Below are 15,322 nucleotides of genomic sequence, written 5' to 3'. Positions count from 1 at the left end.
GGAGCGCATCTACATGAACAATCGACGGCTCAAGGAACTGGATTTACTGCGTTTTCTGGCGGCCCTGGCCGTGGTGTTCTTTCACTATGCGTTTCGCGGTTATGCCAAAGGCGACATGTCGGCGATGCCCTACCCGCTGCTGGCTGAGCCGGCCAAGTACGGCTATCTGGGGGTCGAGCTGTTTTTCATGATCAGCGGCTTCGTGATTCTGATGACCGCCTCCAGCAACAACCTCAAGGTGTTTTTCATCTCCCGCGTGGTGCGCCTTTGCCCGGCCTTCTGGGTGTGCTGCACGATCACCTTTCTGGTCACGCTCGCCGTTGGCCAACCCAGGTTCAGCGCTGATTTTTATCAATACGTGGTCAACATGGCGTTCCTCAGCGAGATGCTGAATGTCGAGCCCATCGACGGCGTGTACTGGTCGCTGTTCGTCGAGATCAAGTTCTACCTGATGATTTCCGTGTTGCTGGCCTTGAAGAAAATCGACCGGATCGAGCCGTGCATGGCAGTCTGGCTGCTGATCTCTGCAGTCGCTGAGGTGCTGCAATTCGAAAAGCTGCGCTCGATGCTGATTACCGATTACGCCGCGTGGTTTATCGCCGGGGCAACGTTTTATCTGGCCTGGGCCAAGGGCTTCACACCGCTGCGGATTGTGCTGTTGGCGGGCGCCTTGGCGCTGGCGATTTTCACTTCGGTGGTGTGGGCCGCATCGATCGAGAGCAAATATGCCACCGACTACGACCCGCTGATCATCTGCGCCGTGGTGGTGCTGTTCTTCGTGATTTTCCTGATGATCGCGACCAACCGCATGTCCGCTCTGCAACGCTGGAACTGGACAGCGCTGGGCGTGCTGACCTATCCGCTGTACCTGCTGCATCAGATGATCGGTTTCATGATTTTCAACATCGCCTACCCGGCGATTGATCCGCACCTGCTGCTCTGGGGCACGCTGGCGTTCATGATCGGTGTGTCGTGGCTGATTCACGATCAGATCGAGAAACCCATGGCGCAATCGATAAAAAAGTCTTTGTCGATTTCCTTCAAACTGGTCAGGGCCGATTAGTCCGCCCAGGCGTCAGCCGCGCTTGAGCGTCTCGCTCGGCAGCTCTTTGAAAAGGGCGCGATAGCTGCTGGAAAACCGCCCCAGATGCCAGAACGACCAGTGCATCGCCACTTCGGCCACGGTGGTTTCCGTCGGCCGACGCCTGAGCAGTTCGCGGTGCGCACTGTTCAACCGACGCAAGCGCAACCAGTGGCTTGGCGTCATCCCCGTGTAGGCCTTGAAGGCCTGTTGCAATTGCCGCAGCGACACCCCCGCCACCTGCGCCAGCTCGAGTAGATTGAGCGCATCTTCCGGCGAATCCGCCGCCCACTCCCCCACGCGTTTCATGATCATCCGTTCTTCGCCGCGCCGCTGCAGGCCGCTGCGATCGAGGCGCGCCTGCGCGTTGTCGAGGATGAACAGACAGTCTTCCAATAGCTGTTGAGTCAGCGCCTCTTTGCTTTTTATATCAATGGTTTGCGACAACTTCGTGAGCGTCGAGCTTAACCAGCGACTGAACAAGGCGTTCTGCCCGCAAGTCAGCGGCGCCATGAACAGCCCGTCGAATTTCGCCACGTCCAGCCCATGCTCACGGACGAATGCCGGACCGAACACCACGGCGATTTCCTGGTAATTCTCCGGGGTGATCCAGATGTTGCGGCTCTCTTCGTTGAGCAGGTACAGCGCGTTGTCGCTGCGATCGAAACAGAACGCCAGAGCCCCGGACGGCGCGCTGAAATTCTGCTCGACGCGGGTATTCATCTGCTCTTCGTAGACCTCGACACCCTGCAGATCGAGATAGCGGATCTGCCCGGCGAAATGCCCCGGCGACATCTGCTGATAATGCTGAACCCAGCCCGGTGTGGCGCGCACTTGCTCGGCCACATCGGCGGTGTTGAAGGCTTGAACCTGAAGCGGATTGCACGTTGTCATGAGGTGACCTTGCGCACTCTTTTGGTGCGCTTGGGTGCTGCTTAAAGTGGATAGATGGATTCACTGGCCGCGCCCAAGATAGACGCCAACGCGCCACAGGGGAAGGGGCGGAAGATGAAACCCGCCCTCCCCGGCGTCTACAAAACCAATAACGAGGTCTTTATGAATGCCCCCTTCGATCAGCTGTTCACGTGGCTGAAAGATCACAAGATTACCGAAGTCGAATGCGTGGTCAGCGACCTGACCGGCATCGCCCGCGGCAAGATCGCACCGACCAACAAGTTCCTGCATGAGCGCGGCATGCGCCTGCCGGAAAGTGTGCTGCTGCAAACGGTAACCGGGGATTTTGTCGACGACGATATCTATTACGACCTGCTAGATCCGGCCGATATCGACATGGTCTGCAAGCCGGTGTCCGATGCGGTGTATGTGATTCCGTGGGCAATCGAGCCGACTGCCATTGTCATTCACGACACCTTCGACAAGTTCGGCAACCCGATCGAGCTGTCACCGCGCAACGTGTTGAAGAAAGTCCTGCAGCTGTACACCGACAAAGGCTGGAAGCCGATTGTCGCGCCGGAAATGGAGTTCTACCTGACCCAGCGCTGCGAAGACCCGGACCTGCCACTCAAGGCACCGCTGGGCCGCTCCGGTCGTGCGGAAAGTGGCCGGCAGTCGTTTTCCATCGATGCCGCCAACGAATTCGATCCGCTGTTCGAAGACGTCTACGACTGGTGCGAACTGCAAGGTCTGGACCTCGACACGCTGATCCACGAAGACGGCCCGGCGCAAATGGAAATCAACTTCCGCCACGGCGACGCGCTGGACCTGGCCGACCAGATCACCGTGTTCAAACGCACCCTGCGCGAAGCGGCGCTCAAGCACAACGTCACGGCGACGTTCATGGCCAAGCCGATTGGCGACGAGCCCGGCAGCGCCATGCACTTGCACCAGAGCGTGGTCGACATCGCCACCGGCCAGCCGATTTTCGCCAACGCCGACGGCAGCATGAGCGAGCTGTTCCGCCAGCACATCGGTGGTTTGCAGAAGTACATCCCGAAAGTGCTGCCAATGTTCGCGCCCAACGTGAACTCGTTTCGCCGCTTCCTGCCCGACACCTCGGCGCCGGTCAACGTTGAATGGGGTGAAGAGAACCGCACCGTCGGCTTGCGTGTGCCGACCTCGGGACCGGAATCGATGCGCGTGGAAAACCGCCTGCCCGGCGCCGATGCCAACCCGTATCTGGCGATTGCCGCGAGCCTGCTTTGCGGATACCTGGGCATGGTCGAGAAAGTCGAACCGAGCGCCGCCGTTGAAGGCCGGGCTTACGAGCGCCGCAACCTGCGCCTGCCGATCACCATCGAAGAAGCGCTGACGCAGATGGAAGAATGCACCACCGTGGCCGAATACCTGGGCGCCAAATTCGTGCGCGGCTACGTCGCGGTGAAACGCGCCGAACACGAAAACTTCAAGCGCGTGATCAGCTCGTGGGAGCGCGAGTTCCTCCTGCTGAGCGTCTAACCCAAACCTGCCCAATCCCTGTAGGAGTGAGCCTGCTCGCGATGGCGTCGGCACATCCAACATCAATGTCGCCTGAAACACCGCTATCGCCAGCAGGCTGGCTCCCACAGGGTGAACGAGGCTAGCAACGATCGTTCCCACGCTCCTGCGTGGGAATGCATCCCGGGACGCTCTGCGTCCCATCCAGAGCCGAACGCGGAGCGTCCATTGAGCCATTGCTTTGCGGCGCGTGGGAACGATCACTAACGATCACTAAAACAAGAGGTGTCGACATGCGTCTGTTGAAATCCGTACTCCCGGTTGCACTGAGCATTGTGTTCAGCGCTGTGGCGCAAGCCCAACCGCAGGTCAGCGTCTACAACTGGACCGACTACATCGGCGAAACCACCCTTGCCGACTTCCAGAGCCAAACCGGGATCAAAGTCATCTACGACGTGTTCGATTCCAACGAAACCCTCGAAGGCAAGCTGCTTGCCGGGCGTACCGGCTATGACGTGGTGGTGCCGTCCAACCACTTCCTCGCACGCCAGGTGAAGGCCGGCGCTTTCCTCAAGCTCGATCGCTCGCAACTGCCAAACTGGAAGAATCTCGACCCGAAACTGCTCGAGCTGCTGGAGAAAAACGATCCGGGCAACGCCCATTCGGTGCCGTACCTTTGGGGCACCAACGGCATCGGCTACAACGTCGACAAGGTCAAGCAAGTGCTGGGCATCGACCACATCGACTCGTGGGCCGTGCTGTTCGAGCCGGAAAACCTGAAGAAACTTAGTGCCTGCGGCGTGTCGATGATGGACTCCGCCGACGAGGTGTTCCCCGCCGTGCTCAACTACATGGGCATGGACCCGCGCAGCGAGAACCCCGAGGACTATAAAAAGGCCGAAGCCAAGCTACTGAGCATCCGCCCGTACATCACCTATTTCCATTCCTCGAAATACGTTTCCGACCTGGCCAACGGTGATATCTGCGTGGCGTTCGGTTATTCCGGCGATGTGTTCCAGGCGGCCAATCGCGCCAAGGAAGCCAAGAACGGCGTGAACATCGCTTACGCCATCCCCAAGGAAGGCTCGAACCTGTGGTTCGACCTGCTCGCGATCCCGGCCGACGCCAGCAACGCCAATGAAGCTCACGCCTTCATCAATTACCTGCTTGATCCGCAAGTGATCGCCAAGGTCAGCGCCGCCGTCGGTTACGCCAACCCGAACCCGGCTGCCAAGCCGTTCATGGACCAGGAACTGGTCAACAACCCCGAGGTTTATCCGCCGCAAGCGGTGCTCGACAAACTCTACATTTCCTCGACGCCACCGCAGGCGATCATGCGGCTGATGACCCGTTCGTGGAGCAAAGTGAAGTCGAACAAATGAATCAGTACAGCCAGGAACACGCGCGCTCCTATTACGCCGCCTCGGCGCGAGCGAGCACTGCCTACCCGGTTCTAGATGAAGACCTGAGCGCTGATGTCTGCGTAATCGGCGGCGGCTTTACCGGCGTCAACACCGCGCTCGAACTGGCGCAGCGTGGGCTTTCGGTGATCCTGCTCGAGGCCCGGCGAATCGGCTGGGGCGCCAGCGGGCGCAATGGCGGTCAGTTGATTCGCGGCATCGGCCATGACGTTTCGGGCTTCGCCAAGTACGTCGGCGAGAAAGGCGTGACGTATTTGCAGCGCGCGGGCATCGATTCGGTGGAGCTGGTGCGCCAGCGCATCGCGGATCATCAGATCGACTGCGATTTGCGCTGGGGCTTCTGTGAACTGGCCAATACCCGCGCGCAGTTTGCTGCGTTCCAGACGGAACAGGCTGAACTCGGCAAACTCGGCTATGCCCATGAAACCCGTTTGGTCGGCCCTGAGCAGATCCGTCAGCAAGTGGTCAACGCCGACGGTTATGCCGGCGGACTGGTCGACATGGGTTCCGGTCATCTGCATCCGCTCGATCTGGTGCAAGGCGAGGCACGTCTGGGGGCAGCACTCGGTGTGCGGGTGTTCGAGCAGAGCCCTGTGCTGGAAATCGTCCATGGCCCCACCGTGCAGGTGCGCTGCGCGGGCGGCACGGTGCGCGCCGGCAGTCTGGTGCTCGGCTGCAATGCGCATCTCGATGAGCTGGAACAGCAACTCAGCGGCAAGGTGCTGCCGGCGGGCAGTTACATCATCGCCACCGAGCCGTTGTCCGCCGCACGCGCCGCGCAGCTGATCCCGCAGAACCTGGCGCTGTGCGACCAGAAAGTCGGCCTCGATTACTACCGGCTCTCGGCCGACCGGCGCTTGCTGTTTGGCGGTGCTTGTCACTATTCCGGGCGCGATCCGCTGGATATCGCCGCGTATATGCGGCCGAAAATGCTCAAGCTGTTCCCGCAACTGGCTGATGTGCGCATCGATTATCAGTGGGGCGGCAAGATCGGCATCACCGCCAATCGCTTCCCCAGGTGGGCCGCCTCAAGCATCAGCCCAACGTGTTTTATGCGCAGGGGTATTCCGGGCATGGCCTCAATGTCACGCATTGGTGCGCGAAACTGCTCGGCGAGGCGATCCACGCCGGACACAGCCAAGGCCTCGACGTGTTCAGCCGCGTGCCGCACATGACCTTCCCCGGCGGCCCGGCGCTGCGCTCGCCGCTGCTGGCATTGGGGATGTTCTGGTATCGGCTGCGCGAATTGGTGGGCTGAAACCCTGTGGAGCGAGCCTGCTGGCGATGGGTGGGTCAGTTGAAATATTTGTGGCTGACAGACCGCTATCGCTGGCAAGCCAGCTCCCACAGGGAATGGGGGTGCTGCCTGGGTTGCGAGTCCATCACGGGGGCAATCAGAATTGGCTATTTCGGTTTGCTCTATCGCAAGGCACTTCTATATTGATGAAGTGCTTTTGCGTTCCTGACGCTCAGTGCCCAATGAATTGAGGAGGACATGGATGAAGTCGTCAGCCAGCGACGAGCCGCGCACACCCGGTCAGGCCCCGATCAAGACCCGCCGTTTCGGCGTCTCACTGGTATGGATCGTGCCGATCGTGGCCGTCCTGGTGGGCATCTCGCTGGTGGTGCACAACATCCTTCAGGAAGGCCCGACGATCACCGTCACCTTCAAGACCGGTGACGGCCTCACCGCCAACAAGACCGAAGTGCGCTACCGCAACGTGGTCATCGGCCACGTCTCGGATGTTGAACTGGCCGATGATCACAAAAACGTCAACGCCACGATCAAACTCGCCAAACAGGCCGAAAGCTTCACCCGCGAAGACTCGCAATTCTGGGTGGTGCGTCCACGTATCGGCGCCGGCGGTGTGTCCGGCATCGATACCCTGCTCTCCGGCGACTACATCGGCGCCGACATTGGTCAGGCGAACAACCGCGCCAAGCATTTCACCGGTCTGGAAAACCCGCCGCCGATCACCTACGGCGAGCCGGGCAAACGCTTTACCCTGCACGCGCCGGACCTCGGGTCGCTGGACATCGGCTCGCCGGTCTACTACCGCAAGATTCCGGTCGGCCAGGTGGTGTCGTATTCGCTGGATGCCGATGGCAAAGGCGTCAACATCGAAGTGTTCATCAACTCACCCAACGACGCCTACGTCACCGAGAACACGCGGTTCTGGAACGCCAGCGGCATTGATGTGAATGTCGGCGCAAACGGCTTTGCAGTGAAAACCGAATCGCTGTCGACCCTGCTGGTCGGCGGCATCGCCTTCCGCGCGCCCGACTACAGCCCCAACGATACAACCGCCGCCGAAGACCGCGACTACGAGCTGTTCGCCGACCAGACCACCGCCCTCGCCCCGCCCAATGGCAAGGCGCAATACCTGACCTTGCGTTTCGATCAGGCCCTGCGCGGGCTCAAGGTCGACGCGCCGGTGGAATTCCTCGGCGTCGAGATTGGTCGAGTGGTCGCGGTGAATCTGGACTTTGACGAAGTCAAACGGACCTTTCCGGTGAACGTCGGCATCGTCATCTACCCGCAACGACTGGGTCGCGCCCACGCGAAAATCCTCAAGACCTACAAGGGCGACGAAAACGACGAAGCCACGGGCGCGCGCCTGATCGCCACATTCGTTGAAAATGGCCTGCGCGCGCAGGCGCGCAACGGCAACCTGCTCACCGGGCAGTTGTACATCTCGCTGGATTTCTACCCGAAAGCGCCGAAAGTCGCGTTCGATGCCACAGCCCGGCCGATCAGCATCCCGACGGTCCCTGGCAGCCTCGAGCAGCTGCAGGAAAAACTCGAGGCGATGGTCAACAAGATCAACGCACTGCCGGTGGAACGCATCGCCAGCAACCTCGACAGCAATCTGGTCGAGCTGCGCAAAGGCCTGAGCCAGTTCAACGCCAAGACCTTGCCGAGCGTGCAAAGCACCCTTGCCGATGTCAGCAAGACCTTGCAGTCGGCCAATTCGACCCTCGCCGAAGATTCGCCGCAACGCGAGCAACTGGGGCAGACCCTCGACGAACTCGGACGCATGTCGCGCTCCCTGCGTGAGCTGTCGGATTACCTCGGCCGGCATCCGGAATCGCTGATTCGCGGGCGGCCCGACAACGCCGCACCGCTGGACCTCAAAGGACCGCCACGCAATTGAGCACAGGAGCGAAACCCATGGCATCACCGCTGAAACTCAGCGTGCTCGCGGCGATCATGTTGCTGGGCGCGTGCCGCAGCGACCCGATCAGCTTTCACACCCTGACCCCGGTGCATCAAGGCGCCGCGCGCAGTGGTGCGGACATTGCCATCGAGAGCATCAGCGTGCCGCCGCAGGTCGATCGGCCGCAAATCGTCATCCGCGAAGGCAATAGCGGCCTGGCGATTCTCGAAACCGATTGGTGGGGCGCGAGCCTGATCGACGAACTGCGCAGCGCCTTGCTCGACCAGTTGAGCAATGGCGCGGGCCAGCAACGCTCATCAGTGCGCGTGGAAGTACAGCGCTTCGATTCGATTCCCGGCCAATACGCATTGATGGATGTGAAATGGCGCCTGCGTACGCTCGGTGCGCCAGACGCCGACTTGCTGACCTGTCGCTCGATCCTGCAGACGCCGTCGGGGCCGAGCATCGAGGAACTGGTGACCGCGCAGCAGAACAACGTCAAACGACTGGCCGCACAGATCACTCAGGCCGCCAGTCGTTCACGGGGTTGCCCGGCCTCGAACTGACTCGGCTCACAGATCGAAACGATCCACCGCCCGCCGCCGCTCGTTGTCATCGCGCACATCGTAGTTGGCGGTGGTCTGGATGTTGCTGTGGTGCGCCAGTTTCTGCGCGATCGACAGGTCGTGCTCTTCAATCACCCGCGTAATGAATGAACGACGGAAGTCGTGCGGCATGATTTTCACCCCGACCTGCGTGCCACGCTGACGGGCGATGTAGTAGATCGCGTGTTTGGTGATGCGCTCGCGGGTGATGTGGTTGCCCCGCCGAATGCGGTTGAACAGAAAGGCATCATCGCTCTCGCCTTCCTTGAGCTGCGAACGGCGAAGTTCCAGCCAGGCATTGAGTTTGGCGAACGCCCAGGTCGGCGCGTACTTGATCAGTTGTTTATTGCCTTTGCCGGTGACGGTCAGGCTGCGCTCGCTGAAGTCGACCTGATTCAGGTCCAGATCCACTGACTCCGATTTGCGCATGCCGGTGCCGTAAAGCAGCGCGATCACCGCGGCGTCGCGCAGCCCTTGCGGACGTGGATCAGCGGCGCAGACTTCCATCAATTCGTGAATCAGCGTGCGCTTGAGGTTGCGCCCCTGAGACAGGCGCGTGCCGGCGATGGCCTTGACCGAGCGCATCTTCAACAGATGATCCTGACTGATCAGGCTCATGCGCCAGGCTTCGTTCATCACGCCGCGCACGGCGTTCACGTACAGCGAAGAAGTGTTCGGCGCGTAGCCGTCTTCGCGCAAAGCGGCGACCAGCGCCACGACGTTTTCCGGTTGCAGGCCGTGCCAGGGGATGTCTTCGATGTCCACGTCCTCGAAGCCGAGGCGATCGGCCGCGTCCTGCAAGACGTAGCGCATGGTCAGCTGGCTGGAGGGCGCCAGGCGCGTCAGGTAAAGCGTCAATGGATTAGTGGTGGACGCGGTGGATTCAGTACTCGACAAGTCAATCAAACGAAACGGCCTTGGTAAAAAAACAGTTCAACAAAACGACACGATGACAAAAACGGGCAAGTGCCGGGCTGCCCCAAAAAAGGCCTACAACCTGCCGTCCGGCCGCTTGAAAGTCAATCGGGCATTCCCCGGTCGGTGGCCCAACCCTTTGAATTTCATTGGTTTTCAGACAATCGGGTGCTGGCATTGAGCCTGCCCCCAGTGAACGGCCGTCAGCGTCACCTGCCTATCCGCAACGCCGCGAAGACGCGCCGCGCAAAACAGTAGGCAAATTGAAACATGCCCTTGCCTATCCTGACCTTACGTCATGAACACCCGTCCGGCTCAGGAGTGTCCTATGAAAATCACGGTCTTTGGCAGCGGTTACGTGGGTCTGGTGCAAGCGGCGGTATTGGCCGAGGTGGGCCATGATGTCGTGTGCATGGACGTTGATCAGCACAAGGTCGACCAGTTGCGCCAGGGTCACGTCAGCATTTTCGAACCGGGGCTGGCGAACCTGGTGCGCGAGGGCCTGGACGCCAAACGGCTGCACTTCTCCAGCGATGAAAAACTCGCCGTGCAGCACGGTCGGGTGGCGTTTATCGCCGTGGGCACGCCATCGCGTGAGGATGGCTCGGCGGATCTGCGTTACGTGCTCTCAGTGGGCGACGCGATTGCCCGGCACCGTGAGCAACCGTTGATCGTGGTGGAGAAATCCACGGTGCCGGTGGGCACCGGCGACACCTTGCGCGCGCACATCGAAAAAGCCCTGATCAAGGTCGGCCGGCTGCTGCAGTTCGATATCGTCTCCAACCCGGAATTTCTCAAGGAGGGCTCGGCCGTCGCCGATTGCCGCCGCCCGGACCGGATCATCATCGGCTGCGAAGGCAATGAGGTGCGCGACGTGATGCGCGATCTATATGCGCCGTTCAACCGCAACCATGACCGCATCCTGTTCATGGACCTGCGCAGCGCCGAACTGACCAAATACGCCGCCAACTGCATGCTCGCGACCAAGATCAGCTTCATCAACCAGATCGCCGAACTCGCCGAACACCTGGGCGCCGACATCGAAGCGGTGCGCCAGGGCATCGGCGCCGACACGCGCATCGGTTATCACTTCATCTATCCGGGCTGCGGCTATGGCGGCTCGTGCTTTCCCAAGGACATGCGCGCGCTGATCCACAGCGCCGAACAAGCGCACTGCTCCAGCGACTTGCTGCAAGCGGTCGAGGCGATCAACCAGCGCCAGAAGCACAAGCTGTTTGAGCGCATCAACGCGTTCTACCAAGGCGACCTGCGCGGCAAAACCTTCGCCCTGTGGGGTTTGGCGTTCAAACCCAACACCGATGACATGCGCGACGCGCCGAGCCGGGTCCTGCTCGAAGCGTTGTGGGCGGCCGGCGCCAGCGTCCGCGCCTTCGACCCCGAAGCCATGCAGCAAACCCAGAACCTTTACCCGGATGAATCGAAGCTGATGCTCATGGGCACCCCGGAATCGGTTCTGCCCGGCGCTGACGCCCTGATAATCTGCACCGAATGGCAACAGTTCAAGGCTCCGGATTTCGAACTGATCAAACAGCGCCTCAACACCCCAGTGATCTTCGACGGCCGCAACCTGTACGACGCAGAGCGTCTGGCGCGCAACGGCTTCCAGTACTTCGCCATGGGCCGCGGCGCGTCGCGGCAACTGCCGATCCCGCTGCAACAATGGCCGCGCGCTTCGGATGTGGCGTGAGTCGTCTTGTTTATGCGCCGTCTTTTCAAATTCATTTCAGACAGAAAAAGCCAACCCTCACCCTAGCCCTCCCGAAACGTCGGACCGCCCGTAGGGAGAGGGAACTGACCGCGGTGGATGCGAGAGCTAAACCGACCTGCGATACCGAGTCGAACACAAAATTTGAAAAGCCCAAAGATCGGCCCCCTCTCCCTCGGGAGAGGGCTGGGGTGAGGGGCGAATCCAAAACAAATCCCAAGCCATACGGCGCTTCTAACCACTCAACAATGAGCGTTAGCTCGCGTGCTCTTGATCTTGCGTCACCGGCGACGTCGGAAGGCTGAGCGCAGGGATTGATCCGGGCGTGGGAGCGCAGCGACCGTACGACGCAGTCGTACACAGCGGAAGGAGGTGCAGCGAAGCAAACCGTAGCCGCTGCGCCCGGATCGATCCTGGAGCGAAGGAACCCGAGCCTGCGAGGGCCGTACGTAGGAGCAAAGCGTTTTGGGTTACCTTTTTGGCGTTTGAAAAGGTGACCCGCCGTAAGGGCGGAACCCTAAGTAGCCGTGACCGCAGCAACGGATATGTACACAAAAAAACCAGCGCCAGAAAGAAAAACCCTAACTCCCACAAGGAATATGCGGTATCGCGGCTAGACCGCCAGCCAATGCACAAGATCGCTCAATCGCGAAGATGCCGAGCTGATTAAATTCAAAATTAATGCACTAAATCTGCATTAATATGAATTTGTCAGCATCCACTTAGCCCGGCACACTGTGCGCGTTCCTCCCCCAATGTTGGAACGCTTCGAGGGCTTTCCGGATATGCCGGACAAGTCCTTTTTTTGTCCCGAATTTGCTGCAAAGGATCGGATTCACATGCTCGCTCGCTGGTTGCCCGCCGCCATCAACACCCGCCCCACCGAATGGAGTCGCGCCGCCATCGGCATGGCGCTGGGGACGTTGTTCAGTGTCTGGATGTGCGCACAAGTCTTCGGCCATGACGTTGCCTATCACCTGATCGGCCCGCTCGGCGCATCGGCGGTGCTGCTGTTCGCCGTGTCCTCGGGCGCCCTCGCCCAGCCATGGTCGATCCTCGGCGGTTACCTGTGCGCCGGCGTCGTGGCGCTGCTGGTCGCTCACGTCCTGGGCCGCACCCTGGGCAGTGCCTGCCTGGCGGCGGGCATGGCGCTGATTCTGATGTGCTGGCTGCGCTGCCTGCATCCACCGGCCGGTGCGTTGGCATTGACGCTGGTGCTGGCAGACCCCGCCACCATCGCCATGGACTGGAAAGCCATGGAGCCAGTGATGCTCGGCGCGGTGTGCATGCTCGGCAGCGCCCTCGCCTACAACAACCTGACCCGCATTCGCTACCCGAAACGCCCGGCCGAACCGGCGCCGCTGGTGACGCCGGTCGATAGCCTCGCCATCACCGCCGAAGACCTGAAACTGGCCTTGGCGGAGATGGAGGCGTTTATCGACGTCACCCCGGAAGACCTTGAGCGTCTGGTGCATGTCAGTGAGTTGTACGCCAAGCGTCGCAGCATCGGAGAAGTTTTTTCCAAGTAATTTTCCGCGGTTCGACTAAGGTAAAAACGCAAACAGCGCCTGCACATATCCGGGTTGTACACGACAATTTTGCACTGTTACGATCGGCTACTGCCCGTGCGCGGGCTTTTCGAATAAAGACAATAAAAGCAGGGAGTTACAGATGACAGCTCAGGCTTCATCCCAGCGGACCGCGTCCATGGATGCCACACAAAACGAAGTGCTGGCCGAGGTGCGCAACCACATCGGTCACCTGACCCTGAACCGCCCCGCTGGCCTCAACGCCATCACCCTCGACATGGTCCGTCAGCTGCAACAGCAGCTCGATGCCTGGGCCACCGACGCCAATGTGCACGCCATAGTTCTGCGTGGCGCCGGCGAAAAAGCCTTCTGCGCCGGCGGCGACATTCGCTCGCTGTACGACAGTTTCAAAAGCGGCGACACCCTGCACGAAGACTTCTTCGTCGAGGAATATGCCCTCGACCTGACCCTTCATCACTACCGCAAGCCGGTGCTGGCGCTGATGGACGGTTTCGTCCTCGGCGGTGGCATGGGCCTGGTGCAAGGCGCCGATTTGCGCGTGGTCACCGAGAAGAGCCGTCTGGCGATGCCGGAAGTGGCCATCGGTTATTTCCCGGATGTTGGCGGCAGTTATTTCCTCTCGCGCATCCCCGGCGAATTGGGCGTTTATCTGGGCGTCAGCGGCGTGCAGATTCGCGCGGCCGATGCGCTGTATTGCGGCCTGGCCGACTGGTATCTGGACAGCAGCAAACTGGCGCTGCTCGACGAAAAACTCGATCAGATGGAATGGCAGGACACGCCACTCAAATCCCTGCAGAACCTGCTCGCCAAACACGCCGTACAAACCTTGCCCAACGCGCCGCTGCAAACCCTGCGCCCGGCCATCGACCACTTTTTCGCCTTGCCGGATGTGCCGAGCATGGTCGAACAAATGCGCGAGGTCACCGTCGCCAATAGTCATGAGTGGGCGTTGACCACCGCTGATTTGCTGGAGACTCGCTCGCCACTGGCGATGGCAGTGACTTTGGAAATGCTCCGCCGTGGCCGTCAACTGAGCCTTGAGCGGTGCTTTGACCTGGAACTGCATCTGGACCGCCAATGGTTTGCCCGTGGCGATTTGATCGAAGGCGTACGCGCCCTGCTGATCGATAAAGACAAGACACCACGCTGGAACCCGCCGACCCTCGCCGAGCTGGACGCTGCGCACGTCGCGAGTTTTTTCCACGGTTTTGATGAGAGCGGGAGCTGAGCCATGCACGATCTCGAACTGACTGAAGAACAAGTGATGATCCGCGACATGGCCCGGGATTTTGCCCGTGGCGAAATCGCGCCCCATGCGCAAGCGTGGGAAAAGGCTGGCTGGATCGACGACGCCCTGGTGGCGAAAATGGGCGAACTCGGCCTGCTCGGCATGGTGGTGCCCGAAGAATGGGGCGGCACTTACGTCGATTACGTCGCCTATGCGCTGGCCGTGGAGGAGATCTCGGCCGGTGACGGCGCGGCCGGTGCGTTCATGAGCATTCACAACTCGGTCGGCTGCGGCCCGGTGCTCAATTACGGCAGCGACGAGCAAAAACAGACCTGGCTGGCCGATCTGGCCAGCGGCCAGACCATCGGCTGCTTTTGCCTGACCGAGCCGCAGGCCGGCTCCGAAGCGCACAACCTGCGCACCCGTGCCGAGCTGCGTGACGGCCAATGGGTGATCAACGGCGCCAAGCAATTTGTCAGCAATGGCAAACGGGCAAAACTGGCGATTGTGTTTGCGGTGACCGATCCGGAATTGGGCAAGAAAGGCCTTTCGGCGTTTCTGGTGCCGACCGATACCGCGGGCTTTATCGTTGATCGTACCGAACACAAAATGGGCATCCGCGCCTCGGACACCTGCGCGGTGACGCTGAACAATTGCAGTATTCCCGAAGCCAACCTGCTCGGTGAACGCGGCAAAGGCCTGGCGATCGCCTTGTCCAACCTCGAAGGCGGACGCATCGGCATCGCCGCGCAAGCACTGGGCATCGCCCGGGCGGCGTTCGAGGCGGCGCTGGCTTACTCCAAAGACCGGGTGCAGTTCGATAAACCGATCATCGAGCACCAGAGCATCGCCAACCTGCTGGCCGACATGCACATGCAGATCAACGCGGCACGCCTGATGATCCTGCACGCGGCGCGGCTGCGCACGGCGGGCAAACCGTGTTTGTCTGAGGCGTCGCAGGCCAAGCTGTTTGCTTCGGAAATGGCCGAGAAAGTCTGCTCGTCAGCGATTCAGATTCATGGCGGTTATGGTTATCTGGAGGATTACCCGGTCGAGAAGTACTACCGCGATGCGCGGATTACCCAGATCTACGAAGGCTCGAGCGAGATTCAGCGGATGGTGATTGCGCGGGATTTGAAGAACTATCAGTTGTAATGTATCGGCCCCCTTTCCCTCACCCCAGCCCTCTCCCAGAGGGAGAGGGAGCCGACCGAGGTGTCTGGCGCTATGCATCGACCTGAAAG

11 protein-coding genes and 1 pseudogene are annotated in these 15,322 nt (G+C 60.6%); 10 read left to right on the top strand and 2 right to left on the bottom strand.

Annotated elements, in window-relative coordinates:
* The first annotated feature begins 13 nt into the window (after positions 1–13).
* On the top strand, positions 14–1,063 hold the full coding sequence (locus M0746_RS11570; protein WP_258449265.1) for an acyltransferase family protein: 1,050 nt from the start codon (positions 14–16) through the stop codon (positions 1,061–1,063).
* Positions 1,064–1,075: 12 nt separating this feature from the next.
* Here M0746_RS11570 and M0746_RS11565 read toward each other — a convergent pair whose 3' ends face one another.
* The gene (locus M0746_RS11565; RefSeq protein WP_258449264.1) at positions 1,076–1,975 is read right to left on the bottom strand and encodes a helix-turn-helix domain-containing protein; all 900 of its coding nucleotides are present in this window, start codon (positions 1,973–1,975) and stop codon (positions 1,076–1,078) included.
* Positions 1,976–2,137: 162 nt separating this feature from the next.
* Here M0746_RS11565 and M0746_RS11560 point away from each other — a divergent pair, with 162 nt between their 5' ends.
* The 5 genes and pseudogenes from M0746_RS11560 to M0746_RS11540 all read left to right on the top strand — a co-directional run bounded on the left by M0746_RS11560 (position 2,138) and on the right by M0746_RS11540 (position 8,620).
* Complete coding sequence (locus tag M0746_RS11560) at positions 2,138–3,496, top strand: glutamine synthetase family protein (protein WP_090283406.1); 1,359 nt, start codon at positions 2,138–2,140, stop codon at positions 3,494–3,496.
* Positions 3,497–3,768: 272 nt separating this feature from the next.
* Positions 3,769–4,857, top strand: a complete 1,089-nt coding sequence (locus M0746_RS11555; RefSeq protein ID WP_258449263.1) for a polyamine ABC transporter substrate-binding protein — start codon at positions 3,769–3,771, stop codon at positions 4,855–4,857.
* Positions 4,854–6,154 (top strand): annotated as a pseudogene (locus M0746_RS11550) (NAD(P)/FAD-dependent oxidoreductase). Before M0746_RS11555 ends, M0746_RS11550 begins: the two are co-directional and overlap by 4 nt.
* A gap of 241 nt (positions 6,155–6,395) precedes the next feature.
* On the top strand, positions 6,396–8,051 hold the full coding sequence (locus M0746_RS11545; protein ID WP_258449262.1) for a PqiB family protein: 1,656 nt from the start codon (positions 6,396–6,398) through the stop codon (positions 8,049–8,051).
* Between the two features lie 17 nt (positions 8,052–8,068).
* Complete coding sequence (locus M0746_RS11540; RefSeq protein ID WP_258449261.1) at positions 8,069–8,620, top strand: PqiC family protein; 552 nt, start codon at positions 8,069–8,071, stop codon at positions 8,618–8,620.
* A gap of 6 nt (positions 8,621–8,626) precedes the next feature.
* Here the strand turns inward: M0746_RS11540 and M0746_RS11535 are convergent, their stop codons facing one another.
* Positions 8,627–9,472 carry a site-specific integrase gene (locus tag M0746_RS11535; protein ID WP_258451472.1) on the bottom strand — a complete coding sequence of 282 codons (846 nt, stop codon included), beginning with the start codon at positions 9,470–9,472 and terminating at the stop codon, positions 8,627–8,629.
* 430 nt (positions 9,473–9,902) lie between these two features.
* Between M0746_RS11535 and M0746_RS11530 the strand changes: the two genes are divergently transcribed.
* The 4 genes from M0746_RS11530 to M0746_RS11515 all read left to right on the top strand — a co-directional run bounded on the left by M0746_RS11530 (position 9,903) and on the right by M0746_RS11515 (position 15,233).
* Positions 9,903–11,282, top strand: coding sequence for a UDP-glucose 6-dehydrogenase (locus M0746_RS11530; protein ID WP_258449260.1), 1,380 nt, complete (start codon positions 9,903–9,905; stop codon positions 11,280–11,282).
* Positions 11,283–12,139: 857 nt separating this feature from the next.
* On the top strand, positions 12,140–12,829 hold the full coding sequence (locus tag M0746_RS11525; RefSeq protein WP_208937583.1) for an HPP family protein: 690 nt from the start codon (positions 12,140–12,142) through the stop codon (positions 12,827–12,829).
* A gap of 142 nt (positions 12,830–12,971) precedes the next feature.
* Positions 12,972–14,078: an enoyl-CoA hydratase/isomerase family protein gene (locus M0746_RS11520; RefSeq protein WP_258449259.1), complete on the top strand. Its 1,107-nt coding sequence runs from the start codon at positions 12,972–12,974 to the stop codon at positions 14,076–14,078.
* Positions 14,079–14,081: 3 nt separating this feature from the next.
* Positions 14,082–15,233 (top strand): acyl-CoA dehydrogenase family protein, encoded by a 1,152-nt coding sequence (locus M0746_RS11515; protein WP_208937585.1) that lies wholly within the window; start codon positions 14,082–14,084, stop codon positions 15,231–15,233.
* Positions 15,234–15,322: the final 89 nt, after the last annotated feature.

The organism is Pseudomonas sp. S11P7, from assembly GCF_023195435.1.
Lineage (GTDB): Bacteria > Pseudomonadota > Gammaproteobacteria > Pseudomonadales > Pseudomonadaceae > Aquipseudomonas > Aquipseudomonas fluorescens_G.
This window is presented reverse-complemented; position numbering and strand designations above follow the sequence as displayed.